Genomic DNA, 23,892 nt, shown 5'->3' with positions numbered 1-23,892 from the left:
AACCTGCCTGGAGCTCATGTCATAGTAGTTTAAAATACCGAAACGGAGTCTTTGGTTGTGAATAAACGTACTCTTGTTCTCTGGGCTGTCAGTCTGGTTGCTGCTTATACTGCGGGTGTAGTTTTTCCCTTTCCTGATCGTCACAACATATCCCCTGCTGAGTCTGGCGCTGAGTTACATTTTGCCGGGTCTCCTGCTGCACAATCCGCGAACGACAGCGTTGTTGCTTTCGATATCTTGTCGGTTGACAACGAACAGCTGACATTAAAAGGCGAATCGTCTGCCGATAATCTTAATGTTCAGGCTCTGGTTGATCGATTGCAGCAGGTTCTTGCTTCTGAAGATGGTGAGCAGGCGAACTACGGGCAGCTAGGTGAAGCTTTCAATGCCATCAGCCAATTGAATGAAACGCAGTTGCTGGAGGCATTGCTGAGATTTGAACCGCTGGCAGGTACGCGTGAAAATCGGGCCTTACTGGAGATGTTACTAGTGCGGTACAGCAAATTCAATCCGCAGGAGGCGATGGCTTATCTGCACCGAAATGTCGAGAACCCTCTGTTTAGGCTCTCTCCCGCTGTCGAAATTATGTCTGATTGGTCAGAACAGGACTCACAGTCAGCTTATGACTGGTTTGTTAAGAATAAAGAGGCTTATTCCCGTTATGGAGGAAGATTGGTTTCCAGCTTGTTCAAAGGGCTGGCAACGCAGGACCGATATGATGCTATGGACAAGCTCGATAGTCTCACATTGTCCCGCAATGAAATAGGAAGAGCCGTACACGGTATTACCAGTAACCTGAGTGAAGGTCATGAATATATCGAGCTTATTGATGTAGCTCGTTTACAGGACCGCAAGGAAGTCACACGGCATATTCTCGCAGAATGGACACGGGAGGATCCGCATAGTGCAAGTCACTGGTTGACCGCGAGTACCTTAAACAGTGAGCGGCTGCAGCAAACTGTCATGCTGAACTGGATGAGGGGTAATCAGACGGATAGGGCTGAGGCTGCGGACTGGTACATTCATCAAACTACCCTTGCGGATTATCAGCAGCGTATTAACGAGGTTATGGAAGCTTTTGCTTTTAATGACCCTGAGGCTGGTATTAACTGGCTGGATAAGTCTGATATCAGTGACAGAGACAGCGCCCTGAAGACTATGATCGGGCGTAGTGTATTTCAGCATCCTGACTTTGCTATTAGTCAGATAGCGCAGATTCAGGATGAGGCAAAAAGGCTGGAAGCATCCAAAGCGGTATATCGTGGATTGACGATGAACAACCCAGACAAGGCAGAGGACTTTGCAGCTAATTCTCCTTATAAAGAAACATTATTAAAGATCAGAAATCCCTTCGAGCCCCGGAGATGATTTATATAAAGTTATCAGTAACCTGTTTCTGATTGCGCGGAAGCCGCACTATCTGGGCTTCTGTTTTCTGATTCTGATGCAAGAAACATTCGTAGAGCACTACACGCAGCATGCCCTGCTAAAAGGGATGAACAACGCATAAGGAGTATCGTTGTGCCTTTGATACACAAACAAGAGCATAATATCTGTTGGTACACATCGCGCCATTGCCCTGAATGTAATAGATCTTCATTGATGGCGAAGGGCACCGCGCCTTTTGTGATGCTTGGGCTGATTGAGTTGCCAATAATTGCGCTGTCACTCAGCGCTGAAGGGCGTTGCCGGGACTGTGACTGGCATTTTGCATTGCGCCAGCCGTGGCAGTATCGGGGGGCATTTTTAGTGCCCTGGTTGCTGCATTGGCTGAGTAAAAATCTGGGGTTACTGCTGTTGTTGTTAGCCGGTTTCTGGTACTGGCAAGTGCAGGCCAGCGATGAACAACGGGTGCAGCGTATGCTGGCGCAGCCAAAGGTGGATGATTTCTACTTTGCCGATATGCGGGAGCTTAAAACAGATACAGATTTGAAGTATCCCTTTACCAGCTTGCGGGTAATAGAAGTCGATGGAGAACAACTTCTGTTGCGGGTGGGTAATATTTATCACAATCAGCAGGTTTCCCCCTGGCGTCACTTTAAAGCCGATGCCGCCATGCAGCGCAGCTTTTATTCCCGCTATACCCTCTCATTGACGGCTGAGACCCTGAGAAAATTATCTGAACAGGGGACGATTTACGCCATGCGCCGCCCTGAGAATATCTCCAGTGATGGCTGGATCGTTCTGCCGGGGAGCGAACCTGGCACTGAGTCGCCTCAGTTACGTCCCTTTGTAAGAAAAGCCGGATACCATATCGATTACCATCCTGACTAATACACAAAAAAGGGCACTGATTAGTGCCCTTGTTCTGTGAATCTCTTGGTTACTTCTCCAGAGCCTGCCTGAAGCGTTGAATCAGTGCATTGGTGGAGGCGTCTGAGTCCAGTGGCTCTGTGGTGTTCTGAATCTTATCCAGCACCTGATTACCCAGTACCTTGCCCAGCTCTACACCCCACTGGTCGAAGGAATTTACGCCCCAGATAGCGCCCTGTACAAAGACTTTGTGTTCATAAAGGGCTACCAGTGCACCCAGGGTTTTCGGATCCAGCTGTTCAAACAGCAGGGTATTGCTGGGTTTGTTGCCAGGCATGGTTTTATGATGGGCCAGAGACTGGCGTTTGTCATCGCTGAGGCCCTGTCCGTCCAGATCGGCATAGGCTTCTTCGAAGGTTTTACCCTGCATCAGCGCCTGAGTCTGGCCAAAACAGTTTGAGGCGAGCATGGCGTGGTGGGTGTCATCCTGATTCGGTACCCGCAGCGGCAGCATAAAATCAGCCGGGATCAGTACCTTGCCCTGATGAATCAACTGGTGGAAGCTGTGCTGGCCATTAGTGCCTTCACTACCCCAGATCACAGGGCCGGTGGCGTAATCAATCTGCTCTTTATCACCGGCGATACATTTACCGTTACTTTCCATATCCAGCTGTTGCACATAGGCAGGAAAGCCGCGCAGATAATGGTAGTAGGGCAGTAATACATGGCTCTGAGCGCCAAAAAAGTTGGTATACCAGACGCCGAGCAGAGCCATAATTATCGGCAGATTTTGCTCTGCAGGTGCCTGTTGGAAATGGCAGTCCATTTCATAGGCACCCTCAAGCAGTGCCCGATAGTTTTCATAACCTAAGCGCAGGGCGATGGGCAGGCCAATGGCCGACCACAGCGAATAGCGCCCGCCAACCCAGTCCCACATCGGGAAGATATTCTCTTCGGCGATACCAAATTCAGTGGCGGCCTTAATATTGGATGACACGCAGATAAAATGGCTGGCGATATCCTGCTGTGTGCCCCCGGCTTTAAGGAACCAGTCCTTAGCAGTGAGAGTATTTTGCAGGGTTTCCTGAGTGGTAAAGGATTTGGATGACATCACCACCAGGGTTTGTTCATGATTGAGCTTTGCAAGCACATCATGAATATGGCAGCCGTCGACATTGGCCACAAAATGTACATTCACGCCCTGATGCCAGTAAGGTTTAAGGGCTTCCGACATGATTTTGGGGCCAAGGAAAGAACCGCCGATACCGATACAGACGATCTCTGTCAGTGCCTTGCCGGTATAGCCTTTGTGTACGCCTGCGTGAATTCGCTCTACAAAGTCACGCATTTTATCCTGAGTGGCCAGCACTTCAGGCATCACATTCACACCTTCCACCATCACCGGCTTACCGGAAAAGTTACGCAATGCGGTATGCAGTACCGCGCGTTCTTCGGTGTGGTTGATGATTTCACCGGCGAACATGGCATCACGTTTGGTTGCAACCTGTTGCTGGTCTGCCAGCGCTAACAGCCCTTCCATCACCTGCTGATTGATCAGGTTTTTTGAGTAATCCAGGCTGATACCACAGGCATCGATACTGAATTTATCGGCCCGTTTCGGATCCTGTTCAAACCAGTTACGCATATGCTGGCCGCTGATTTCGGCGGCCAGGGATTGGAGTGTTTTCCAGCTGGGAGATTGGGTCAGGCTGTTCATAATGTCTCTTTGGTTTTAGTGCTTTTAAAAAAAGCCTTTCAGTTTAGTTTCCAGTTTCACCTGGTCGGCGGCGAAGTTGCGAATGCCGTGGGCCAGTTTCTCAGTGGCCATGGCATCTTCATTCATCATCCAGCGGAACTGGTTTTCAGTCAGCCGCTCGCCGGGCTCTTTGACTTTGCCCTTATCCTGAAGTTTTACCGGTAAGGGTGCGTCGGACTGTTCTAACTGGCCGAGCAAATCCGGGCTGATGGTCAGACGATCACAACCGGCCAGTTCTGTGATCTCACCTATATTGCGGAAACTGGCACCCATCACTACAGTGTTGTAGCCATGGTCTTTGTAATAGCGATAGATTTCGGTTACCGACTGCACACCGGGATCTTCAGCCGGGGCGTATTCTTTTTTGTCTGTATTGGCTTTGTACCAGTCCAGAATGCGGCCCACAAAGGGCGAAATCAGATACACACCTGCTTCGGCACAGGCTCTGGCCTGAGCAAAACTGAACAGCAGGGTCAGATTACAATTGATGCCTTCTTTCTCCAGCTGTTCGGCGGCACGAATGCCCTCCCAGGTGGAGGCAATTTTAATCAGAATACGGTCTTTTCCAACACCGGCCTGACTGTACAGGTCGATCAATTTACGGGCCTTATCCATAGTGGCCTGAGTATCGAAGGACAGGCGGGCATCTACTTCAGTGGAAATACGCCCCGGCACGATCTGCACAATTTCCTTGCCGATACTGACCGAGAGCATGTCGCCGGCATCAATAATCTGCTGCTCTGGATCACCGGATTGCTGCTTGGCCCAGGTCACGGAAGATTCAATCAGTGACTGGTACTGGGGCAATTCGGCGGCTTTTAACAACAGGGAAGGGTTAGTGGTGGCATCCACTGGCTGATATTTTTTGATTGCCTCAATATCGCCTGTATCCGCCACAACTGTGGTTATTTTCTTTAAAGAATCCAGTTGGTTGGCCATAGTTGGTATTTTCTCCTGATTAATGGTGTAAATTTACTACAAAACTGTCTCGATCTCTATTCCGAACCCGGCTTTTGATATTGTTATTTTTGCTTTTAAAGGTAAGGCTCAGGGGCTGTTATGATACAGGTACTGTTATGATCAAATAGTTTAACGCAAAAAGGGGGCCGTATGTCGGGCAAAATAACCCTGTTACAGGGTGATATTACAGAACTGAAAGTGGATGCCATTGTTAACGCGGCCAAGAATAGTCTGCTCGGCGGCGGTGGCGTGGATGGTGCTATTCACAGAGCCGCCGGACCCAAACTGCTGGAGTATTGTCGTACCCTTAACGGCTGCGAAACCGGGCAGGCAAAAATCACCCCGGGTTTTGACCTGCCTGCGGCTTATGTGATTCATACCGTTGGCCCAATCTGGCACGGTGGTGATCAGGGCGAGGCGGACCTGCTGGCCAGTTGCTATCGTGAATCATTAAAGCTGGCGGCAGAGCAGGGGCTTAAATCCGTTGCCTTTCCCGCCATCAGCTGTGGCGTATACGGCTATCCGGTTCAACAGGCCTGTGAGATTGCAATAAACGCTACCAGTCAATTTCTGAGCAAAGATTCGTCTATTCGCAAAGTGATTTTCTGCGCCTTTGACAAGCCGGTGCACCAGGCACTGATGCAGGCACTGGACAGCCAGAAACTGCATTGAATTTGATCTCGCAAAGGCGCAAAGAAGCAGAGGAATAGAGTTGACGCTATAAAATCCCTGCGACTCAGCGGCTCTGCGAGAGGAATTATAGTTTCGCGGTTGAAGGCTTTTTTGCCACGAACCACACGAAAACAGCATATTCACCACAGAGACACAGAGGTAAAGGGGATTAAACTGTTAATACCTCCGTGTTCTCTGTGGCTATGTGGTTATTTTTGTTTTTCTCAGAGGCTGTTGGATGTCCGATATCAAAAACCGGGGATAACAACGGTGTAGCCAGAGTTCGTGGCGTATTCGCGGTAAATATCGCCGCTCACCTCATTCGATATTTTTACTATCTCCTCAATCGGCTAAATTGATTTGAGCCCTGGCCTGCAACTGGCTATAGTGGCGGCTTTTGATACTGAGGCCATTTGACTATGCTGATTGTTCTGTCACCGGCGAAGAATCTCGATTATGACACCCCTGCCCCGGTTAAATCTCACAGCCAGCCAGAGATGCTGGATGATGCGGCAGAGCTGATTCAGGTCTGCCGTGGTCTGTCACCGCAGCAGGTGGGCAGCCTGATGAAAATCAGTGACAAGCTGGCACATCTGAATGTGGAGCGCTACCACAGCTGGAGCCGCCCCTTTTCCGCAAAAAATGCCAAACAGGCGCTGTTGGCCTTTAACGGTGATGTGTATGCCGGACTGGAGGCCCAGAGTCTGTCAGAAAAACAGCTGGACTATGCACAGAAGCACCTGCGCATTCTCTCCGGGCTATATGGATTGCTCAAGCCACTTGATCTGATGCAGCCCTATCGGCTGGAAATGGGCACGAAGCTGGACAACGCCAGAGGAAAGGATCTGTATCAGTTCTGGGGCGACAAAATCACCGAGAAACTGAATCAGTCATTACAGGCTCAGGGTGACAATGTACTGGTTAATCTTGCTTCTAATGAATATTTCAAATCCGTACGTCCGGCAAAGCTGGATGGTGTGATTGTGACCCCTGTATTTAAAGATCAGAAAAACGGTCAGTATAAAGTGATCAGTTTTTATGCCAAGAAAGCCCGCGGTATGATGGCCCGCTATATTATTCAGCATCAGATCACTGAAGTGAAAGATCTGCAGGGCTTTGATACAGCTGGTTATCGCTATGCCGAAGAGCAGTCCAGTGCACAAAGCCCGGTCTTTATTCGTGACGAACAATAACAACAGGAAACACAATGGACGAACAGGCGCTGGAGCAGCTTAAGCAGTTATTTTCCCAGGGGCGTTTGGCTGAAGTCGAGGCCGGCGCCAGTGAACAGCTCAAATCTAACCCGCAACATCCTCTGTTGCATAAAATGCTGGGTATCTGCCTGTTTCAGCGCGGCGAGTTCGCCCGTGCTCAGGCGTGTTTCGAAACAGCCCTGGAGCTAGAGCCTGATGACGCCAACTGTCTGAATAATCTTGGCAGTTGTTATTTGTTCCAGAATCAGCACAGCAAAGCGGCAAGCTACTTCCAACAGGCGCTGAAACAGGGTGACAACCCGGAATGGCATCGAAATCTTGGTACCTGTTATTTTGAGCTGGGCTTGTTTATTCGGGCGGCACAGCATTATCACAAGGCTATTGAGGGCGGTATTAACGATGATGCCATGCTGGTGCGCCAAATCGACACTCTCAAAAGTGCCAGCCGTTTTAAGCAAGCCATGGTGGTCGCCGATCAGATAGCCGATGAGGCCCAGAAACTGGTTGAGCAGGCGGCCATTGATGTGGCGGCCAACAGGCCAAAGCAGGCCAGGGCCACGCTGGCGAAAGCGCAGGGACAGTTTCATTTCAGTCAGCCGCAATTACAGCGGCTGCATGATATCTACCGCTTTCTAGGTGATCGTGACAAAGAGCTGGATATCGTCAATCGCTTCGCCAATGGTAATCCGCAGGAGCAATTGCTCGCTGCGGTGATGCAGCCGCAGCTCTCAGACCAGCAACTGGCATCGCTGGAACAGGATCCCAGGCTCAATCAATGTCAGAACCAGGTTAAAGCCACCTTTTACTTTATTCTGGCCAGTCATTATAAAAAGCGTGATAAAACCCGCTGGCTGGCATTGCTTAAGCAGGCCAATCAGATTCAGGCTGGTGGCCACAAGCCGGAGATTAGCACTGAGCTTGAGTGCTTTAAGCGCATCCGCGAGCGTTATGGTGATTACGCGGAATTTACCGCCCAACAACCCAGTCGCAAGCCCGTATTTATTCTGGGTATGCCGCGCTCCGGCACCACATTGATCGAGTCCATTCTGGGCAATCACCCCGATGTTTTTGCGGCCGGCGAGTCGACCCTGGCAGAAAGCCTGTTGGCGGAACTGAATCCTCAGGTACCACGGCAGATGCACCCTCATCAGTTAAGGTTACATTATCTGGACGGGGAGCTAGGTACCAGCAAGATGCAGCGCTTCAGTGAAGACTATGTGGCAGGGATTACCGGGTACAGCAGTGATGCCAGCTATATTACCGATAAAATGCCCCACAACTTTATGCATCTGGGCTGGCTGGCTCATGCGTTGCCCGATGCCACCTTTATTCATTGCCAGCGCGATCCTGTCGCCACCTGCTTGTCTATATTCGAGCAGAACCTGAGTCCGTTTCATCATTATGGCAATGATTTGACGACACTGGCTGAGTATTATCAGGCCTATCAGTCACTGATGGCATTCTGGGAGCAACAGCTTGCGGGGCGAATTATTAATATCAGCTACGAACAGCTGGTGCAAGAGCCTGAGCAAACCCTGTTACCGGTGCTCAGACGCCTTGGGCTGAAATGGCACAACGCGATGCTGGATCTTGAGAGTACCGAGCGCAGTGTTACCACCTCCAGTTTGCAGCAGGTCAGAAAAGGCATCTATAAAGACGCGTTGACACCTTATGCCGGGCTGGAGTCGGATCTGGCACCACTGATGGCGTTAAAATCTGAGCAGAAGAAAACCGCAGAGAATATTCCGCAAAACAAAAAAGGCTGGCTGAGAAAATTATTTGGCTGAGCCGGGATACGTTGGGGCAGGCCTGAGGCCTGCCCTGTCGACAATTATTTCTCAATCGCTATCTTTCTCGATTCGCCGTGCTGCCCCTCTCGTCTGGGAATGGTCAGCTTTAAAATTCCATCTTTGAGGTTAGCCTGAATTTCATCTGCATTGGCATCATCAGGTAATGAAAGAGTGCGGGCAAAGCTGCCGTAGTTGCGCTCAATCCGGTAATAGTGGCGATCTTTGTCTTCCTTCTCTTCCTTCTTGTGGCCACTGATACGCAGAATATCGCCGCTCACCTCAATGTCCAGATCCGATTCCGCCATCCCCGGTGTTTCCAGGCTGATCAAATATGCCCTGCCATCGCCTGAGACATCAAGACTCGGTCTGAATGATGACAGATTGTTGCCTGCAAGGCCCGGTACTCCAACGCCACGGAAAGCGGACTCAAACAGTCTGTCGATTTCCTGATGCAATTGTGCCATCGGGTGTACCGGGTGTTCAGTCATACCGGTCACCTCATTATTGCCACTGCGCCTGACCGGTATTTGCGTATCTCTCCCCTGGAGTTCCTCATGTTTAAACCAGTTCCAGGGGTTCAGTTTATCCAGTTTCATAAAGATTCCTCCCGTATAACCATGTTAATGGAAACAACCTTAAGTTCGATGAGTCTGGGGTGACGGCCTGCCGCCACCCCAACTAAGCCGTGTCAGGCAGCCTTCTGGTTGTCGCCTTTCTTATGCTCCAGCTGCTGGCTGTTGTCGGCGTTTATGGCAATAGTGCGTGGTTTCATCTCTTCCGGGAGCTCTTTCACCAGTTGGATGGTGAGCAGACCGTTATTGAGATCGGCACCTGTTACCTCTACATGATCCGCAAGGTTAAACTTGCGTTCGAAGGAACGGGTAGCAATACCCTGATAGAGATATTCTTTGTTACTGTCTTTCTCCTCTGCTTTGTTGCCGCGTACGGTCAGTACACCTTTTTCTACCTGAATATCCAGTTCCTCACGATTAAAACCGGCAACGGCCAGGGAAATGGCATACTTGTTCTCAGATACCATTTCGATGTCGTAGGGCGGATAATTACTGGTAGTTGCTTCAGTGCGAAGCGCCTTATCCAGCAACGAAGGCAGACGATCAAAGCCAATAGTACTGCGATAAAGTGGAGTAAAATCAATTGAGTTCATAACATATCCTCCTCGAAGCAATATGAAAATAAACAACCGGTATGACCGGTAATCTGAGGGTTACTCTGATTCAGACATAACCCTCTCAACTCAGTAAATAGTGTTTACAACAGGCCTTTCAAGAGAGAGTAAACGGACTTTTTAGAATGTTTTTTGCTAAAAAATCAGCCGAAAATAAACACCATTTATTTAGCTGTGAAAGGGCAATATAACCACAGAGGCACGGAGGACACAGAGGGGGGGATTGACATCCTTAAACACTCAGTGCTCTCCGTGCCTCTGTGGTTAACATGGCTTTTGGGGGGTTGCAGGATTATTCGCTATAAAGCTTCTGGCTGAACTTCAGGGTCTGGCGCTCTGTGCCCTGGTTCAGGTCAATTTCAAAGCGGTATTGTTCCTGGTCGCGAAAGCTCAGAGTGGCAATATAGTAAATGGACTCGCCCTCAATCACTTCCTTAAATTCCAGCTTTTTGCTGGTACCAATCAGATTGGTGGCCTTGCCACTGACCAGCAGGTTTTGTGCCTTTGTGGTGTTCTTGTCCAGCACCGACACATTAACGACCGCATTGTACTTACTGCGTTGAATGCCATAGCTGCGCGCGACATCAGGGGTCAGAAAGGTACTGGTAAGCACCATATAATGCACATCCCAGTTCCCCAGGGTTTTCTTTTGTTCCGCATTGCCGGCAAAAGACAGCAACAAGCCGCAAAAGATCACAGGATATAGCCAGTTTTTCATTGTGCGCTCCAATCAATCCAAATTATAGCGTTACCTGAGTATAGCTATTTCAATACTGGGATCAGAAATAGTATCCCAGCAGGTCCTGCAGCAATATCTGTACAAACTGCAGGGCAATGATGGCCACTAATACAGACAGGTCCAATCCGCCAATGGGCGGAATAATACGTCTGATCGGTGCCAGAAAGGGTTCGGTAAGCTGATGCAGCACCAGTTCCATGGGATTACGTCCCTGACTGATCCAGCTTAAGATAGCTCGCAGGATCAATACCCAGAACATCAATGAAAGGCTCTCTTTGACAACAATCAGCAGGGATGTGGTGAACACACTTAAGGGGTTAAAACCACCGCCTCCGAGCATCAGGGTTAACACCACCACTTTAGCCATGGCCACCAGTATCGCTAATACCAGCGTGGCGGTATCCAGGCTGCCCAGAGAAGGTAAGATCCGACGTAACGGCGCGACTATGGGCTGGGTGGCTTTAACCACAAACTGGCTGAAGGGGTTATAAAAATCGGCCCGCACCAGCTGCAGCCAGAGCCTGAGCAATACCACCATCAGATACAGATTAAATAATACGCTGACCAGAAAATGTATCGAATTCATAAAAGCAGGACTCCTTGGTCCGAAACCGCGGTGCAACGGGCACCGCATGATGATTAATGCAGATAACTGCTATTCTGAGACTATCGTCAATAAGAGCCTAGAAGGTTTTTGCCATTTCTCCGGCCCGTTTCACTGCTGAGCGCATGGCACCGCTGACCAGTTCACGAATACCGTTTTCCTCAAAGTGATTCAGCGCCGCCGCTGTTGTGCCTGCTTTAGAGGTTACCTGGGCGCGCAATTCACTGATTTCCAGCTCCGGATTGTTGCAAACCATCTGTGCGGCACCCAGCATGGCTTGCTGAACCAGCAACCGTGATGTTGCATTGTCAAAGCCCATTTTTTTGGCTTCATCCTGCATCGCTTCCAGAAACAAGAAGAAGTAGGCCGGGCTGCTGCCGGCGGCGGCAGTCACACCATTGATCATCTCTTCGCTGTCGACCCAGGCAATTTCGCCTACTTGTTTGAGCAGTTCACCGGCAAATTCACGATCAGCCTCTGTCACCTGAGCATCGGCATACAATCCTGTCATACCCAACCCCAGAGCACTTGGGGTGTTCGGCATAGTGCGTACCAATGGGTAGTCACCACCCAGCATTTGTTGCAGGCGGGCTGATTCAATTCCGGCAGCGATGGACACGAACAGTTTGCCGTTCAGATTGGCTTGTTGCAGATGTCTGCACACTTCTTCCATCAACTGAGGTTTAACCGCCAGTACAATCACCTCTGCGGCATTCACCGCTTCAAGGTTGTCCTGAGTAATATTGATGCCCTGATCTTGCTGCAGTGCATCGAGTTTGGGGCGTGAAGGATTACTCGCCGTGATGAGCTGTGCCGGATAGCCGCTTTTGACCATACCGCTGATAATACTGCGGCTCATATTGCCGGCACCGATAAAGGCCACTTTTCTGTGTTGCATAAGAGACTAATACCCTCGTTTCTATAAATTTTTCTGCGCCGCTGTTGTGCGGGCACCGAATATTGCAGTGCCCAATCTTACCATAGTTGAACCGGCTTTGATGGCATTGTGCATATCACCAGACATGCCCATCGACAGCGTATCAGCCTGTGGGTAACGTGCCTGTAACCCGTCGAATAATCGGCGCATACGCATAAATACCGCCAGTTGCTGGGCATCATCAAGCCCTGCTGCCGGAATGGCCATCAGTCCGCGCAGGTTCAGATGTTCCAACGCATTGATTTGTTCGGCCAGCGCAAACAGCTCCGCTTCGTTTTCCAGGCCCGATTTACGCTGGTCATGGCTGATATTGACCTGAATCAGCACATTCAGCGGCGGCATGTCTTGCGGGCGCTGATCATTCAGACGCCTGGCAATTTTGAGCCGATCCAGTGACTGCATCCAGTCAAAATGCTCTGCTACGATACGGGTTTTGTTGGATTGCAACGGCCCGATAAAATGCCATTCAATCTCGTCAAGATCCGCAAGAGCCTGTATTTTTTCCACTCCCTCCTGCACGTAGTTTTCACCGAACAGACGCTGGCCAGCGGCATAGGCATCCCGGATATCCTGCACTGGTTTGGTTTTGCTCACGGCCAACAACTTTACCCGCTCTGGCGGAAGATTAACCGATTGGCAAAGTTGACGAATGGAATCTGATGCGCTTTTTAGTCGTTCTGCTATGGTTTTCATTATCTGTCCGGATAGTGATCCCTGATATGCCCGTGGTTATGTCAAAACATACCGTACTTCAGGTAAAACTGTGATACATCTGGATTTATTCTTTTAATATCAGATGGAGTCGGCTGTGGATATTACCGAACTTTTAGCCTTTAGTGTCAAGAACAACGCTTCTGACTTACACCTTTCTGCTGGTTTGCCACCGATTATCCGGGTCGATGGTGAAATACGCCGCCTGAATGTACCGGAAATGGATCATAAGCAGGTGCATGCGCTGGTTTATGAAATCATGAATGACAAACAGCGCAAAGAGTACGAAGAAAATCTGGAAACGGATTTCTCTTTTGAAGTCAAAGGCCTGTCCCGCTTTCGTGTTAACGCCTTTATGCAAAACCGGGGTGCGGCGGCCGTGCTGAGGACTATCCCCAGTGAGGTGCTGACGCTGGACGATTTAGGGGCACCACAGATCTTCAAGGAGATCATCAAGCAGCCCACGGGGATCGTGCTGGTAACCGGCGCCACCGGTTCCGGTAAAAGTACGACACTGGCGGCCATGATCGACCATATCAATACCAACAAACGCGAGCATATTCTGACTATAGAAGACCCCATTGAATTTGTGCATGAGAATAAACTCAGCATTCTTAACCAGCGGGAAGTGCATCGTGATACCCACAGCTTTAATAACGCCCTGCGTTCAGCGCTGCGGGAAGATCCCGATGTGATTCTGGTGGGCGAGCTGCGGGATCTGGAAACCATTCGTCTGGCCATCTCAGCGGCGGAAACCGGCCATCTGGTATTCGGTACACTGCATACCAACTCGGCGCCCAAAACCATTGACCGGATTATCGATGTCTTTCCGGCGGAAGAAAAAGCCATGGTTCGCTCCATGCTTTCAGAGTCATTACGGGCGGTTATTTCTCAGACCCTGTTGAAGAAAAACGGTGGTGGGCGCATCGCCGCCCATGAAATTATGCTGGGGATTCCCGCTATACGTAACCTGATCCGTGAAGATAAGGTGCCGCAGATGTATTCCGTGATCCAGACCGGTCAGTCTCATGGTATGCAAACCATGGATCAGTGCCTGCAACGCCTTGTGGCCATGGGGCAAATAAGCGCCCAGGATGCAGCGTCTAAATCAATCGACAAGCAACCCAAGTTCTGAGGTAGCGATATGTACATGCAACCCTATTTGCAGCAAATGGTGGAGAGCGACGCCTCAGATATTTTTGTCACTGTCGGTTTCCCGGTCAGTGCCAAAATCAACGGTGAAATCACCCACCTGGATGAAAACCCCCTCAGCGCTGAGGACTCTCTGGCGCTGGTGCACAGCCTGATGTCTGACAAACAGAAACAGGAGTTCGAGCAGACCAAAGAGTGCAACTTTGCGGTGGCGGAAGAAGGAATCGGTCGCTTTCGTTGCAGCGCATTCTGGCAGCGGGATCTGGCCGGTATGGTGGTGCGGCGTATCGTTACACAGATCCCGCAGGTGGATTCGCTGGGGCTACCGCCGGTGCTGAAAGATATTATTATGTCCAAGCGCGGCCTGGTCCTGTTTGTGGGGGGGACCGGTACAGGTAAATCCACCTCGCTGGCAGCCTTAATCGGCCATCGCAACCGCAATTCCAAAGGCCATATTCTGACCATCGAAGATCCCATTGAATTTGTCCATGAACATGAAAACTGCGTGGTCACTCAGCGGGAAGTGGGCATCGATACTCAGTCTTTCGACGATGCTCTGAAAAGCTCACTGCGCCAGGCACCGGATGTGATTCTGATCGGTGAGATCCGTTCCATGGAAACCATGGAATATGCCATGTCTTTTGCCGACACCGGCCATCTGTGTGTGGCCACCCTGCACGCCAACAATGCCAATCAGGCCATTGAGCGGATTATGCACCTGGCACCCAAAGATCAGCATGACAAACTGCGTTTTGATTTAAGTCTGAATATCCGTGCCATTGTTGCTCAGCAACTGGTGCCTACGGCCGATGGCAAGGGCAGGGTTGCGGCGATTGAGATCCTGCTTAATTCGCCGTTGATCCGGGATCTGATCCAGCGCAATGAAATAGGCAGTCTGAAAGAGGCCATGCAAAAAGGTAAAGAAGCCGGTATGCAGACCTTCGATATGGCCCTTTACGAGCTCTTTAAAGCAGGCCGTATTACCATGGATCAGGCACTGCACCATGCAGACTCGCCAAATGATTTGCGTCTGATGATTAAACTCGACAAGGGAGATGGTCCGGAGCTGGGATCCTTGTCGAATGTCTCTATTGATATGGACTGACTGAGAAAGTTATCAGTCATCAGTTTTCAGTTATCAGCCGGAGCATGAAAAGCGATTTTAACGCGGAGACACAGAGCGCCTTGCAGGGCTCAATTTATTGGACTAACGGCGTCAATCCGCCTCTGCTGGTCGAATAAATTCGACCCTACAACTCGGCGTCTTTGTGGTGAATTGCAGCGGTACATTTCATCTCGCAGAGGCACTGAGATCGCAGAGGCTTGACCCCCTGAACTCTTTTCCCTCTGCGTTCTTTGCGCCTCTGCGAGAGATAGTTATTTGTTCGTGAGTTTAGTGCTTCTCATGGTTGAAGGCTTTTTACCGAGAACCACAGGAAAGAGGGTACTGGTTGCAGAGACTCCGGGACTAAAACCCTTAATCTCTTCTCTGTGTTCTCCGTGCCTCTGTGGTGAATATATTTTATGGAGGATTGCAGTGATAAAAGTCTACAGCAATGAGGATCGGTTTCTGGTCCAGCAGATAAAAGACATGCTGGAGAGTAACGGCATCCCCTGTTTTATCAAGAATGAATTCGCCATCGGCGGGGCAGGGGATCTGTCACCCTTTGATTGCTGGCCAGAGGTATGGATTATCGATAACGACTGGCAGACCAAGGCAGAGCAGGTGATTGAGGGTGTAAAGTCAGATCCGCAGCAGGGCCGGGACTGGTGCTGCAAAAAATGTGGTGAGACAAACGCTGGCAGTTTCGGAATTTGCTGGAGTTGCGGTGCTCAGGCTCCTCAACATGACTGAAGGTGCGAGGGGGTAAATTGTTGTTATGAATTTATCCCCCGGTCAGAAAACTGACTATACTTATTAGTCCTGCTGGCCACTTTGGGGAGAGCCCGACCATGAGTCTTTCACAACGCGTTGTATCCTACCTTGATAAGCAAAAAGTCCGTTATCAGACCTTGTTCCACGACCACTCACACAGCTCACTGGGAAGCGCTATTGCGGCTCATGTACCTTCAAATAAGGTCGCAAAGGCCGTCATTCTGGAAGATGACAACGGCCATCGTATGATGGCGGTATTACCCGCCGACAGTAAAGTCGATCTGGCGGGTATCAACGATATTCTTAATCGTCGCTTCAGGCTGATGAAGGAACAGCAGCTATACCGTTATTTTGAAGATTGTGAAAATGGAGCCATTCCGCCTCTGGCCCAGGCTTATAATCTGGATGCCATAGTGGATCACGGTCTGATGGATTTACCCGATATTTATTTTGAAGGGGGCGATCACCGCTCTCTGGTGCATTTATCCCAGCGGGATTTCTCCCGTATGATGCGCCACGCCGTGCATGCCAGTATCAGCAGGCCGGTATTTCATTAATATCAATTATCTATGCGGGTTGGTATAAAAGGGTATCCCCTAGTAGCGGATATCCTTTTATTTTTGCTTGCTGATGACAAATTGCGCCACTATCTTGTCCAGTTCGCCACTTTCTCTTTGTGCCTGAATAAAAGCATTCAGGGCCGGTAAGTGTGTGTGCCAGCGAGGGTGTAAGGCGATTTTCAGTGAGGTACTCGCTTTATAGTCGGAAACCGGCGTGATACGCAATCCAGGGAAATGCCTTTCGACCAGCCAGTAAGCTACCAGCTCATTGATGTAGGCGAAATCACAACGGGATTTTTCCAGCATTCTCAGCTGGGCCTGCTGGCTGCTGGCGTCCAGTCTCAGCATCGTTTTTGTTTCAAACGCTTTTTCAAGAACCGGATATACATAGTATTCGCGGGTACAAACAGATTTACCCGTTACCGAGGTATTCTCTGGAGCCTCTTGTGTATCGCGTTGGAACAAGTAGTCATCATAGGGCAGGATGGCCTGAGTGAACAGCAGCTGGTCGGGGTGTTTCGCCCACTCCGGGCTTATCAGCATGGCATCGACATTGCCATCATACAGCCGCTGTTCTCCACCTTTGCGGTTATCCATCACATACTCAATCGACAGGCTCTGCTGCTGTGTAAAACTGGTCAACAGTTTTGGCACGATACCTGTGATTTTATGCTGTTTTTCCTCGATGTAGATAAAAGGCGGGAAGCCGGGCTCATACACCGCAAACCTGAGGGTCCCATGACTTTCGGCAGGTGAGAAAAACAGCAGAGCGATCAGTAGCAGAGGACATCGCATACAGTCAGGCAGTGGTGTGATTCAATGGACGATAGGGCTGAGTATTACTCAGTTCGTTGAAATTAGCCATTCATCCAGCTTTCGAGGATCAGGCAGGCAGCGACACTGTCGACTTTTTGCTTGTCCAGCTTCTTATAACCGCCAAGCTCAAACAGCCGGGCTCTGGCGTCGGTACTGGTTAAACGTTCATCACAGGTATGCACCGGAACCTTAAATCTGGCGTGCAGGCGGTTGGCAAATTTTTGTGCCGCAAAGGTGACCTGTTGCTTTGTTCCATCCATATTCAGAGGTAAACCCACCACCATGGCTGCAGGTTGCCACTCCTGAAACAGGGCTTCGAGCTGATCCCAGTCAGGGATGCCATCTCTGGCTTTTAACGCCGGCAGCGGCGCGGCAGTGCCGGTAATCTGTTGCCCGGCGGCCACGCCTATGCTTTTGGTACCAAAATCAAAGCCCAGCAGAGTATTATTGGGGTTGCTCATAAGGTGGATTGCACTGAAAATGCCGGAATAGATTCCGACCCACACCACGGATGGATCTGTAGGCTATTATTCCTCACTCCTCACTCCTCACTCCTCACTCAGGTCAGGCATGCCCTGAACCCGGAGCCAGTTGCCAGATGTCGACGCCAAGTTTTTTTACTGCGGCTTCCCATTTTTTATGCACCGGCACATCAAATAACAGTTCGGTATCGGCCTCAATCAGCAGCCAGGAGTTTTCCTGAATTTCCTCCTCCAGTTGTCCTGCGCTCCAGCCGGCATAGCCCAAGGCCACCAGAGATTTCTCCGGGCCTTTGCTGTTTCCCAGCGAGCCGAGGATATCTCTGGAGGTGGTGACCATGATCTCCGAAGTCAGCGCCATGCTCGAACTCCAGCCTGGCTGGGTACTGTGCAGAATAAAGCCTCTGTCCTGACTGACGGGCCCCCCGGCCACCACAATCTGTTCGGCCTTGTCATGGGTAACTTCGATGTCTTTATCCACCTGTCTGAGCATCTCTTTTAAATTCAGCCCAGCGGGTTGATTGGTGACAATGCCCATGGCGCCATGTTCATTATGTTCGCAAATATAGGTCAGCGAACGGGAGAAATAAGGATCCTCCAGGCTGGGCATGGCAATCAGGAAGTGATTTTCAAAGCTTTTCATTGCACTGACTCGTTAATCATACATACCTCTAATGTATGGTCTCAAAGACGTCTTTCAATGGCATCGAACAGCATGGCGCAGATATTAATATCAAATTCAGCTTCTATTTCACGCACACAGGTAGGGCTGGTAACATTAATTTCTGTGAGCTTGTCGCCAATAATATCCAACCCAACAAATAACAGACCTTTTTCTGCCAACGTAGGCGCAATAGCCTCGGCAATAATGCGGTCTGAGTCAGACAGCGGCTGCGGCCTGCCAGTGCCTCCGGCAGCCAGATTGCCACGGGTCTCGCCCTGACTGGGCAGGCGGGCCAGGGTATAGGGCACTACTTCGCCATCGACCACTAATACTCGCTTGTCGCCTTCACTGATGGCGGGCAGGTATTCCTGAATCATCGCCAGCTGCTGGCCGTGATCAGTCAGGGTTTCAATTACCACACCGAGGTTATTGCCATCCTCCTTAATCCGGAAAATGGACGCGCCACCCATACCGTCCAGCGGTTTACAGATAATATCCTGATGCTGTTTATGAAAGGCCCGAATCAGTCTTTGCTGGCGGGTTACCAGCGTTGCCGGGCAAAATTGCGGGAACCAGGCGGCAAACAATTTTTCGTTACAGTCGCGCAGGCTCTGTGGCCGGTTAACCACCATCGCCCCTTGTTGCTCGGCCAGCTCAAACAGCTGTGTAGCGTAAAGGTATTCGCTGTCAAAAGGCGGATCTTTGCGCATCAGGATGGCGTCCAGCTCGCCCAATGGCGTAAAACGCTCTTCACCCAGCTCAAACCAGTTTTGCGGGTCCTCTTTGACACTGAGTGGCCTCATTCTGGCCATGGCTTTACCATTATTCAGGTACAGATCAGACATTTCCATATACTGAATCTCATAGCCACGTTGTTGTGCTTCGAGCAACATGGCAAAACTGGTGTCTTTTTTGATATTAATATGGGTGATGGGATCCATCACTATGCCGAGTTTAAGGCTCACAGACTATCCTGATTAAGGGGTTAAGCCCCCTTAATAGTCATTTATGGACGGCTTTTCAACTCTGATTAAGCTGTTTTTTAACCTGTTCGCTGAGCCTTTTATCCCCTATTGCCAGCAGGCTCTGGTAAATCTCCGTTGCCTGGCCGGACTCTCCGCTAAGTTCAAGCAGATTGGCCAGCCTGAATCTGGCCCAGTATTTCTCGGGCAATTGCCTGTTGTCGGGGGCATCTTGCAGATAGCGTTGAAGAGCTCCAATACCTTGTTCTAGAAAATCTTCTGCCAGCACCGCAGTGCGACCCATCTGATACAGTGCATTAAAGTTGTCAAAGCCCTTATCCTGTTCCGCACTGGCTAATGCCGAGGCTTTTTCAAATAATCTCAGGGCTTGCTGATACTGCTTCTCCTGCTGCAGGTTCATGGCTGCCAGAAAATAAAAATCGGCGTTGTTATGATATTGCTGTTTTGCCTGCTCAAGCAGTTTCTGATAGCCCGTTTCATCTTCTGTTTCCTTCAGATACCTCAGTCTGGCCTTTATCCCGGCAAGGGGCTTAAGTTTCTCAATCGCCTCAACCTGTTGCAGCGCCTTTTTATCGTCACCGCCGGCAATACCCGGAGCCTGGAGATAGAACTGCATCAGGCCCTGGCGAAACTGCACATTATCCGGCGCCAGTTCCACGGCTTTTTCAAACGCTTTAAGGGAATCTTTAGCATAGCCATAGGCAGAGAAAATACTGCTGTTGGAAGCCTGATTGGCCATCACCGAACCTTTTACAAAATGTGCCAGTGGATTGTCCGGATCCTGTTTCAGGCCCTTATTAATCCAGCTCTCGGCTATATCCAGATCCTGATTCTGCCAGATTCTGGCCAGGTAGATTTTTGCTTGTGGTTGCTGCTCTGACGCACTGAACAGCCTTTTGGCCTGTTCGTCGTTACCCTGTTGATAGGCATCGATAGCGGTTTGCAGATCGGCCCACACACAGGGGCTTAACAGAGCAAGTAAAAGCAGTAAGGTTTTCATTTTGATTCCTTTATCTGGGCAAATCTTTTGCTGTATTTACGGGACTGCAGGGAGATGATAACGGCACCTATGACACCCGGTGCCACCCAGGCCAGAAGCTGAAAGTAGCCGCTGTCGGCAAGTATGACCCTTGCACCGAAGGCCAGAAAGGCCGTGTAAGCACCGATACCTGAGCCGATCATGGCGCCGAGGTGTTCAATCCACCATTGCATGGGTTTAATGGAGGGGCGCAATACGTAGTGCAGCATGCCCGCTGAGATAAACAGCCCCAGAGGGCCAAATACCAGAAACAGCGTTTTTCCTGAACTAATGCCCAGCAGCGTCAGCAAGATGGCGCCAACAAAGAGCATTACCAGCAGACCCAGATGAGAGACGCTACGCAGTGGCGAGCGATCCTGTTTGCAGCGCAGCACCAGAATACCGTGACGTACTGAAGTCAGTACCAGCCAGCTTAAGTAAAGCAGAAAGGCTGAAAAAATACGGATCTGATTGCTGACTTGTGCAGCGCTGTCAGGGGGAACCCCCTCTCCATGTATTGCCATCGGGTTGATCAGCACCAGAGTGGACATAATCAGCCCGCTGCCGGCCACCAGATACATTACATTGGCGTAGTAACGACCAAATTTAACGTGATCCAGACTGCCTTTTTTCATCAGAGCCGGTGCCCAGAAAAGCAGCAGTGCGGCAGTGCCGATAGCGATATGAAACATCAGTAGTATGTTATGTAGCATTAACATCAGAACTCTCCTTTAGTCAGGTCGTCCGAGTTTAGGATGCAGGGGAATATCAACACAGTGCCGAAAGTCACTATTTATACTGTGACTTGTGGCCTATTGGCGGAATCTGAAAAGTCCCTTAAGCTGGGGCAATGAAAACTTTAAAAAGATTCGATGTTGAAAGCTTAAGTGCGCTGCTTACCTGGGCGTTGGTGGCAGGCTCTTCGGTCTACTTTCTGCAACGACAACTGAGCTGGGACCACTGGCGTCTGCTCAGCGCAATCGCGGGATACCTGCTGTTTATCGGCTTGTTTCTGGCGATGATCAGAGATAAAGCCTATCGCCATGATAAAGCCGTGCGCTGGACATTGCTGTTCACCCTGATGGTGCTGGTGGTGGGGTTGTATCTGTTGGTGCCGTACAGTTATGGGGCGATTCTGATGGTGCTGGCCTCAGCCATGGTGCCCCATTTATTATCCTTTAAGCTGGCAGTGTGGCTTTCCCCGCTGTGGTCTCTGCCCTTATACCTGGTGCTGCGCTTTTACTGGCAGGAAGAGTATGCAGGCATCACTTCTCTGCTTTTCTGGAGTTTTAACTTATTTGCGCTGATTATGATGAATACTGCCCTCAGGGAGCAGCGCGCCAGAGCCAGAGCTGAAGAGGTGAATCGTGAACTGATGGCAACACAGGCGCTGTTGAGCCAGGCCAGTAAGCAGGCGGAGAGAACACGCATTGCCAGAAATATTCATGATCTGCTCGGCCATCATCTGACAGCCTTGTCCATTAATCTACAGGTGGCGCAGCGTAAAACCGAAGGGGATGTGCGCCTGCTAATGGAGCAGTGCCACAGTATCGCCTCATTGCTGCTCAGCGATGTACGTGAGGCGGTATCAGATATGCGTGAAGGTGAATCCATCAACCTTGAGCAGGCACTTAAACTGTTAACTGAAAATGTGCCCCGGCTGCAGGTTGCACTGAAACTGAATGCACAGGTAAGCGATATCAGCCAGGCAAATATGATTTTAATGTGTGTGCGGGAGAGCCTGACTAATAGCTTAAAACACGGCAGTGCGGATAAAATGTGGATTGAACTTGATAAACGCAGCGGGTGGTTACATCTGAGTATAAAAGATAACGGCGGCGCGGCAGAATACAGCCCGGGCAACGGCCTCAAGGGCGTGCGTGAGAGAGCCGAAGCGCTGGGAGGAAAAGCCGGTTTTGATGTTGTTGCATCCGGTTTCTTAACCCGGATTAGCTGGCCGGAGGAAACACCATGATTAAACTGTTGCTGGTGGACGATCAGCAACTGTTACGCCAGGGCATCGCCAGTTTGCTGGGGTTGTCTGATAAGGTGCAACTGATGGCACAGGCAAATGATGGCGAGCAGGCCCTGAACTGGCTGCAGACCCATCCTGACACTGTGGATGTTGTGCTGATGGATATCCGTATGCCAAGGATGGATGGTATTCAGACTCTGACAGCCATGGCAGAGCAGGGGATCAACATACCGGCGATTATTCTGACCACCTTTGACGATCACGAGCTATTGATACAGGCCCTTAAGGCCGGCGCTAAAGGTTATTTGCTTAAAGATGTATCATTAGAAGTTCTGGTGGCCGGTATTCAGGCTGTTCACCGGGGGGGAACACTTATTCAGCCTGCGATTACCTCTACTCTGATAGATTCCCTTAAAGGACTTAAATCAGATTTCGAACACTATCAGCAACCAGAGGCGCTTTCTGACAAGGAGATGGAAATTCTGCGCCTGATGGCCGCCGGGTGCAGTAATAAGGAAATCGCACAGTCATTGTTTAAATCTGAAGGCACGGTTAAAAATCAGGTTTCAAACCTGCTGTCAAAACTGGGTGTACGTGACCGCACCCGGGCGGTACTCAGGGCCATTGAACAGGGGCTTATTTAGGCGAGAAAATCATTGTCCTGACAACGTTTTGCCAGGCGATCGATAAATTGGCGGATTTTGGCTGGTACATAGGCGGTAGACAGATACAGTGCATGCAGCGGAAAACTCTGTTGTGGATAATCGGGCAGTACGCTTACCAGTTGTCCGGATTCCAGCCCTTCCCTGAATGCCCAGACCGGTCCGAGATGCATGCCTTCACCAGCTTCCACCAGTTTGCGGATTGCAGACACGCTATTGATGATCAGTTTACCCCTGACATTGAGTTGTTGCGCCTGTTTGCCGGTGCCGAATCGCAGCTGCCGTTGTTGTTGCATTCTGGTGTAGAAAATAAAATCATGTTGGCGTAGATCAGCCGGTTTTGAAGGTACGCCTTTGCGGGCCAGGTAGTCAGGGGATGCCACGATTACCCTGGGCACGTTACCCAGTCTTCGGCAAATCAGACTGGAGTCGGGTAACTGACCGATGCGCACGGCCACATCTATGCCCTGGGCGCGCAAATCTTCGAATTGGCTACCCAATATAAGTTCAACCTGCAGATCCGGAGCTGTCCTAACCATCTCCTGTAGTACCGGGGCGATAAAATGACTACCAAAATCATGGGGTGCTGCCACTTTCAGGAGACCGGAAGGGGTATCCCGGGCACCGCGCAGCTTGCTTTCCAGTGCCTGCTGTTCATCCAGCAGTCGCCGCAGTCCCTCGTAGTATATGCTGCCGGCTTCGGTGGGACTCGAACGGCGGGTGGAACGTTGCAGCAGTCTCACTTGCAGCCGATGTTCCAAAGCTGCGATACGGCGACTTACATTGGAGGGATCGGTGCCCAATTGTTCGGCGGCGGCTTTCAGGCTGCCTGCTTCCACTATCCGGATAAACAGGGCTTCATTCGTATCCATATCTTATTGCGAT

General features: G+C 50.3%; 26 protein-coding genes. 11 read left to right on the top strand and 15 right to left on the bottom strand.

Going from position 1 to position 23,892, the window contains the following annotated elements:
• The first annotated feature begins 57 nt into the window (after positions 1–57).
• Together AT746_RS15925 and AT746_RS15920 are read left to right on the top strand one after the other, a co-directional pair.
• Positions 58–1,368 carry a hypothetical protein gene (locus AT746_RS15925; protein WP_062482248.1) on the top strand — a complete coding sequence of 437 codons (1,311 nt, stop codon included), beginning with the start codon at positions 58–60 and terminating at the stop codon, positions 1,366–1,368.
• A gap of 234 nt (positions 1,369–1,602) precedes the next feature.
• Positions 1,603–2,274, top strand: coding sequence for a hypothetical protein (locus AT746_RS15920; protein WP_062482245.1), 672 nt, complete (start codon positions 1,603–1,605; stop codon positions 2,272–2,274).
• A gap of 49 nt (positions 2,275–2,323) precedes the next feature.
• On the opposite strand, the gene pgi is transcribed toward AT746_RS15920, so the two are convergent.
• Both pgi and tal read right to left on the bottom strand, forming a co-directional pair.
• Positions 2,324–3,970, bottom strand: a complete 1,647-nt coding sequence (gene pgi / locus AT746_RS15915) for a glucose-6-phosphate isomerase (protein ID WP_062482240.1) — start codon at positions 3,968–3,970, stop codon at positions 2,324–2,326.
• Positions 3,971–3,994: 24 nt separating this feature from the next.
• On the bottom strand, positions 3,995–4,948 hold the full coding sequence (gene tal / locus AT746_RS15910; protein ID WP_062482237.1) for a transaldolase: 954 nt from the start codon (positions 4,946–4,948) through the stop codon (positions 3,995–3,997).
• Positions 4,949–5,119: 171 nt separating this feature from the next.
• Between tal and AT746_RS15905 the strand changes: the two genes are divergently transcribed.
• From AT746_RS15905 to AT746_RS15895, 3 genes are all read left to right on the top strand, one after another.
• The gene (locus tag AT746_RS15905; RefSeq protein ID WP_062482234.1) at positions 5,120–5,641 is read left to right on the top strand and encodes an O-acetyl-ADP-ribose deacetylase; all 522 of its coding nucleotides are present in this window, start codon (positions 5,120–5,122) and stop codon (positions 5,639–5,641) included.
• Positions 5,642–6,060: 419 nt separating this feature from the next.
• On the top strand, positions 6,061–6,834 hold the full coding sequence (gene yaaA / locus AT746_RS15900; RefSeq protein WP_062482230.1) for a peroxide stress protein YaaA: 774 nt from the start codon (positions 6,061–6,063) through the stop codon (positions 6,832–6,834).
• A 14-nt stretch (positions 6,835–6,848) separates the two neighbouring features.
• Positions 6,849–8,642 carry a tetratricopeptide repeat-containing sulfotransferase family protein gene (locus AT746_RS15895; protein WP_062482227.1) on the top strand — a complete coding sequence of 598 codons (1,794 nt, stop codon included), beginning with the start codon at positions 6,849–6,851 and terminating at the stop codon, positions 8,640–8,642.
• Between the two features lie 44 nt (positions 8,643–8,686).
• On the opposite strand, the gene AT746_RS15890 is transcribed toward AT746_RS15895, so the two are convergent.
• From AT746_RS15890 to AT746_RS15865, 6 genes are all read right to left on the bottom strand, one after another.
• Positions 8,687–9,241, bottom strand: a complete 555-nt coding sequence (locus AT746_RS15890; protein WP_062482224.1) for an Hsp20/alpha crystallin family protein — start codon at positions 9,239–9,241, stop codon at positions 8,687–8,689.
• Positions 9,242–9,333: 92 nt separating this feature from the next.
• The gene (locus tag AT746_RS15885; protein ID WP_062482220.1) at positions 9,334–9,810 is read right to left on the bottom strand and encodes an Hsp20 family protein; all 477 of its coding nucleotides are present in this window, start codon (positions 9,808–9,810) and stop codon (positions 9,334–9,336) included.
• Positions 9,811–10,123: 313 nt separating this feature from the next.
• Positions 10,124–10,549, bottom strand: coding sequence for a DUF4426 domain-containing protein (locus AT746_RS15880; RefSeq protein ID WP_062482217.1), 426 nt, complete (start codon positions 10,547–10,549; stop codon positions 10,124–10,126).
• A gap of 61 nt (positions 10,550–10,610) precedes the next feature.
• Complete coding sequence (locus tag AT746_RS15875) at positions 10,611–11,156, bottom strand: YggT family protein (protein ID WP_062482214.1); 546 nt, start codon at positions 11,154–11,156, stop codon at positions 10,611–10,613.
• A gap of 97 nt (positions 11,157–11,253) precedes the next feature.
• Positions 11,254–12,072 (bottom strand): pyrroline-5-carboxylate reductase, encoded by an 819-nt coding sequence (gene proC / locus AT746_RS15870; RefSeq protein ID WP_062482212.1) that lies wholly within the window; start codon positions 12,070–12,072, stop codon positions 11,254–11,256.
• Between the two features lie 21 nt (positions 12,073–12,093).
• The gene (locus AT746_RS15865) at positions 12,094–12,804 is read right to left on the bottom strand and encodes a YggS family pyridoxal phosphate-dependent enzyme (protein WP_062482209.1); all 711 of its coding nucleotides are present in this window, start codon (positions 12,802–12,804) and stop codon (positions 12,094–12,096) included.
• Between the two features lie 115 nt (positions 12,805–12,919).
• On the opposite strand from AT746_RS15865, the gene AT746_RS15860 reads away from it, so the two are divergent.
• The 4 genes from AT746_RS15860 (at position 12,920) to AT746_RS15845 (ending at position 16,407) form a co-directional block, all read left to right on the top strand.
• Positions 12,920–13,957: a type IV pilus twitching motility protein PilT gene (locus AT746_RS15860; RefSeq protein WP_062484311.1), complete on the top strand. Its 1,038-nt coding sequence runs from the start codon at positions 12,920–12,922 to the stop codon at positions 13,955–13,957.
• A 9-nt stretch (positions 13,958–13,966) separates the two neighbouring features.
• Complete coding sequence (locus AT746_RS15855) at positions 13,967–15,079, top strand: PilT/PilU family type 4a pilus ATPase (RefSeq protein ID WP_062482206.1); 1,113 nt, start codon at positions 13,967–13,969, stop codon at positions 15,077–15,079.
• 432 nt (positions 15,080–15,511) lie between these two features.
• Positions 15,512–15,829, top strand: a complete 318-nt coding sequence (locus AT746_RS15850; protein WP_062482204.1) for a DUF2007 domain-containing protein — start codon at positions 15,512–15,514, stop codon at positions 15,827–15,829.
• Positions 15,830–15,927: 98 nt separating this feature from the next.
• The gene (locus AT746_RS15845; RefSeq protein WP_062482202.1) at positions 15,928–16,407 is read left to right on the top strand and encodes an aminoacyl-tRNA deacylase; all 480 of its coding nucleotides are present in this window, start codon (positions 15,928–15,930) and stop codon (positions 16,405–16,407) included.
• Positions 16,408–16,464: 57 nt separating this feature from the next.
• Here AT746_RS15845 and AT746_RS15840 read toward each other — a convergent pair whose 3' ends face one another.
• The 6 genes from AT746_RS15840 to AT746_RS15815 form a co-directional block, all read right to left on the bottom strand.
• Positions 16,465–17,205 carry a substrate-binding periplasmic protein gene (locus AT746_RS15840; protein WP_062482200.1) on the bottom strand — a complete coding sequence of 247 codons (741 nt, stop codon included), beginning with the start codon at positions 17,203–17,205 and terminating at the stop codon, positions 16,465–16,467.
• 62 nt (positions 17,206–17,267) lie between these two features.
• Positions 17,268–17,687: a Holliday junction resolvase RuvX gene (gene ruvX / locus AT746_RS15835; protein WP_062482198.1), complete on the bottom strand. Its 420-nt coding sequence runs from the start codon at positions 17,685–17,687 to the stop codon at positions 17,268–17,270.
• 103 nt (positions 17,688–17,790) lie between these two features.
• A complete protein-coding gene (locus AT746_RS15830) occupies positions 17,791–18,348 on the bottom strand; it encodes a YqgE/AlgH family protein (protein ID WP_062482196.1) in 558 nt (185 codons plus the stop codon).
• A gap of 41 nt (positions 18,349–18,389) precedes the next feature.
• Positions 18,390–19,334 (bottom strand): glutathione synthase, encoded by a 945-nt coding sequence (gshB, locus tag AT746_RS15825; protein WP_062482193.1) that lies wholly within the window; start codon positions 19,332–19,334, stop codon positions 18,390–18,392.
• A gap of 55 nt (positions 19,335–19,389) precedes the next feature.
• Positions 19,390–20,352: a tetratricopeptide repeat protein gene (locus AT746_RS15820; RefSeq protein WP_062482190.1), complete on the bottom strand. Its 963-nt coding sequence runs from the start codon at positions 20,350–20,352 to the stop codon at positions 19,390–19,392.
• The gene (locus AT746_RS15815; protein WP_062482184.1) at positions 20,349–21,089 is read right to left on the bottom strand and encodes a hypothetical protein; all 741 of its coding nucleotides are present in this window, start codon (positions 21,087–21,089) and stop codon (positions 20,349–20,351) included. The genes AT746_RS15820 and AT746_RS15815 overlap by 4 nt, the downstream gene beginning before the upstream one ends.
• A 131-nt stretch (positions 21,090–21,220) precedes the next feature.
• On the opposite strand from AT746_RS15815, the gene AT746_RS15810 reads away from it, so the two are divergent.
• Both AT746_RS15810 and AT746_RS15805 read left to right on the top strand, forming a co-directional pair.
• A complete protein-coding gene (locus AT746_RS15810; protein ID WP_062482181.1) occupies positions 21,221–22,345 on the top strand; it encodes a sensor histidine kinase in 1,125 nt (374 codons plus the stop codon).
• Positions 22,342–22,989 carry a response regulator gene (locus tag AT746_RS15805; protein WP_062482180.1) on the top strand — a complete coding sequence of 216 codons (648 nt, stop codon included), beginning with the start codon at positions 22,342–22,344 and terminating at the stop codon, positions 22,987–22,989. The genes AT746_RS15810 and AT746_RS15805 overlap by 4 nt, the downstream gene beginning before the upstream one ends.
• Here AT746_RS15805 and AT746_RS15800 read toward each other — a convergent pair.
• Positions 22,986–23,879 (bottom strand): LysR family transcriptional regulator, encoded by an 894-nt coding sequence (locus AT746_RS15800; RefSeq protein WP_062482178.1) that lies wholly within the window; start codon positions 23,877–23,879, stop codon positions 22,986–22,988. The genes AT746_RS15805 and AT746_RS15800 overlap by 4 nt on opposite strands.
• Positions 23,880–23,892: the final 13 nt, after the last annotated feature.

The sequence above is a fragment of the Lacimicrobium alkaliphilum genome, assembly GCF_001466725.1.
In the GTDB taxonomy this organism is placed as follows: Bacteria; Pseudomonadota; Gammaproteobacteria; order Enterobacterales; family Alteromonadaceae; genus Lacimicrobium; species Lacimicrobium alkaliphilum_B.
This window is presented reverse-complemented; position numbering and strand designations above follow the sequence as displayed.

Bases quoted from the DNA above. Each gene is read 5' to 3' on its own strand.
- AT746_RS15920 (WP_062482245.1), top strand. From the start codon at position 1,603: ATGGCGAAGGGCACCGCGCCTTTTGTGATGCTTGGGCTGATTGAGTTG.
- pgi (WP_062482240.1), bottom strand. From the start codon at position 3,970: ATGAACAGCCTGACCCAATCTCCCAGCTGGAAAACACTCCAATCCCTG.
- tal (WP_062482237.1), bottom strand. From the start codon at position 4,948: ATGGCCAACCAACTGGATTCTTTAAAGAAAATAACCACAGTTGTGGCG.
- AT746_RS15905 (WP_062482234.1), top strand. From the start codon at position 5,120: ATGTCGGGCAAAATAACCCTGTTACAGGGTGATATTACAGAACTGAAA.
- yaaA (WP_062482230.1), top strand. From the start codon at position 6,061: ATGCTGATTGTTCTGTCACCGGCGAAGAATCTCGATTATGACACCCCT.
- AT746_RS15895 (WP_062482227.1), top strand. From the start codon at position 6,849: ATGGACGAACAGGCGCTGGAGCAGCTTAAGCAGTTATTTTCCCAGGGG.
- AT746_RS15890 (WP_062482224.1), bottom strand. From the start codon at position 9,241: ATGAAACTGGATAAACTGAACCCCTGGAACTGGTTTAAACATGAGGAA.
- AT746_RS15885 (WP_062482220.1), bottom strand. From the start codon at position 9,810: ATGAACTCAATTGATTTTACTCCACTTTATCGCAGTACTATTGGCTTT.
- AT746_RS15880 (WP_062482217.1), bottom strand. From the start codon at position 10,549: ATGAAAAACTGGCTATATCCTGTGATCTTTTGCGGCTTGTTGCTGTCT.
- AT746_RS15875 (WP_062482214.1), bottom strand. From the start codon at position 11,156: ATGAATTCGATACATTTTCTGGTCAGCGTATTATTTAATCTGTATCTG.
- proC (WP_062482212.1), bottom strand. From the start codon at position 12,072: ATGCAACACAGAAAAGTGGCCTTTATCGGTGCCGGCAATATGAGCCGC.
- AT746_RS15865 (WP_062482209.1), bottom strand. From the start codon at position 12,804: ATGAAAACCATAGCAGAACGACTAAAAAGCGCATCAGATTCCATTCGT.
- AT746_RS15855 (WP_062482206.1), top strand. From the start codon at position 13,967: ATGTACATGCAACCCTATTTGCAGCAAATGGTGGAGAGCGACGCCTCA.
- AT746_RS15845 (WP_062482202.1), top strand. From the start codon at position 15,928: ATGAGTCTTTCACAACGCGTTGTATCCTACCTTGATAAGCAAAAAGTC.
- AT746_RS15840 (WP_062482200.1), bottom strand. From the start codon at position 17,205: ATGCGATGTCCTCTGCTACTGATCGCTCTGCTGTTTTTCTCACCTGCC.
- ruvX (WP_062482198.1), bottom strand. From the start codon at position 17,687: ATGAGCAACCCCAATAATACTCTGCTGGGCTTTGATTTTGGTACCAAA.
- AT746_RS15830 (WP_062482196.1), bottom strand. From the start codon at position 18,348: ATGAAAAGCTTTGAAAATCACTTCCTGATTGCCATGCCCAGCCTGGAG.
- AT746_RS15820 (WP_062482190.1), bottom strand. From the start codon at position 20,352: ATGAAAACCTTACTGCTTTTACTTGCTCTGTTAAGCCCCTGTGTGTGG.
- AT746_RS15815 (WP_062482184.1), bottom strand. From the start codon at position 21,089: ATGTTAATGCTACATAACATACTACTGATGTTTCATATCGCTATCGGC.
- AT746_RS15810 (WP_062482181.1), top strand. From the start codon at position 21,221: ATGAAAACTTTAAAAAGATTCGATGTTGAAAGCTTAAGTGCGCTGCTT.
- AT746_RS15805 (WP_062482180.1), top strand. From the start codon at position 22,342: ATGATTAAACTGTTGCTGGTGGACGATCAGCAACTGTTACGCCAGGGC.
- AT746_RS15800 (WP_062482178.1), bottom strand. From the start codon at position 23,879: ATGGATACGAATGAAGCCCTGTTTATCCGGATAGTGGAAGCAGGCAGC.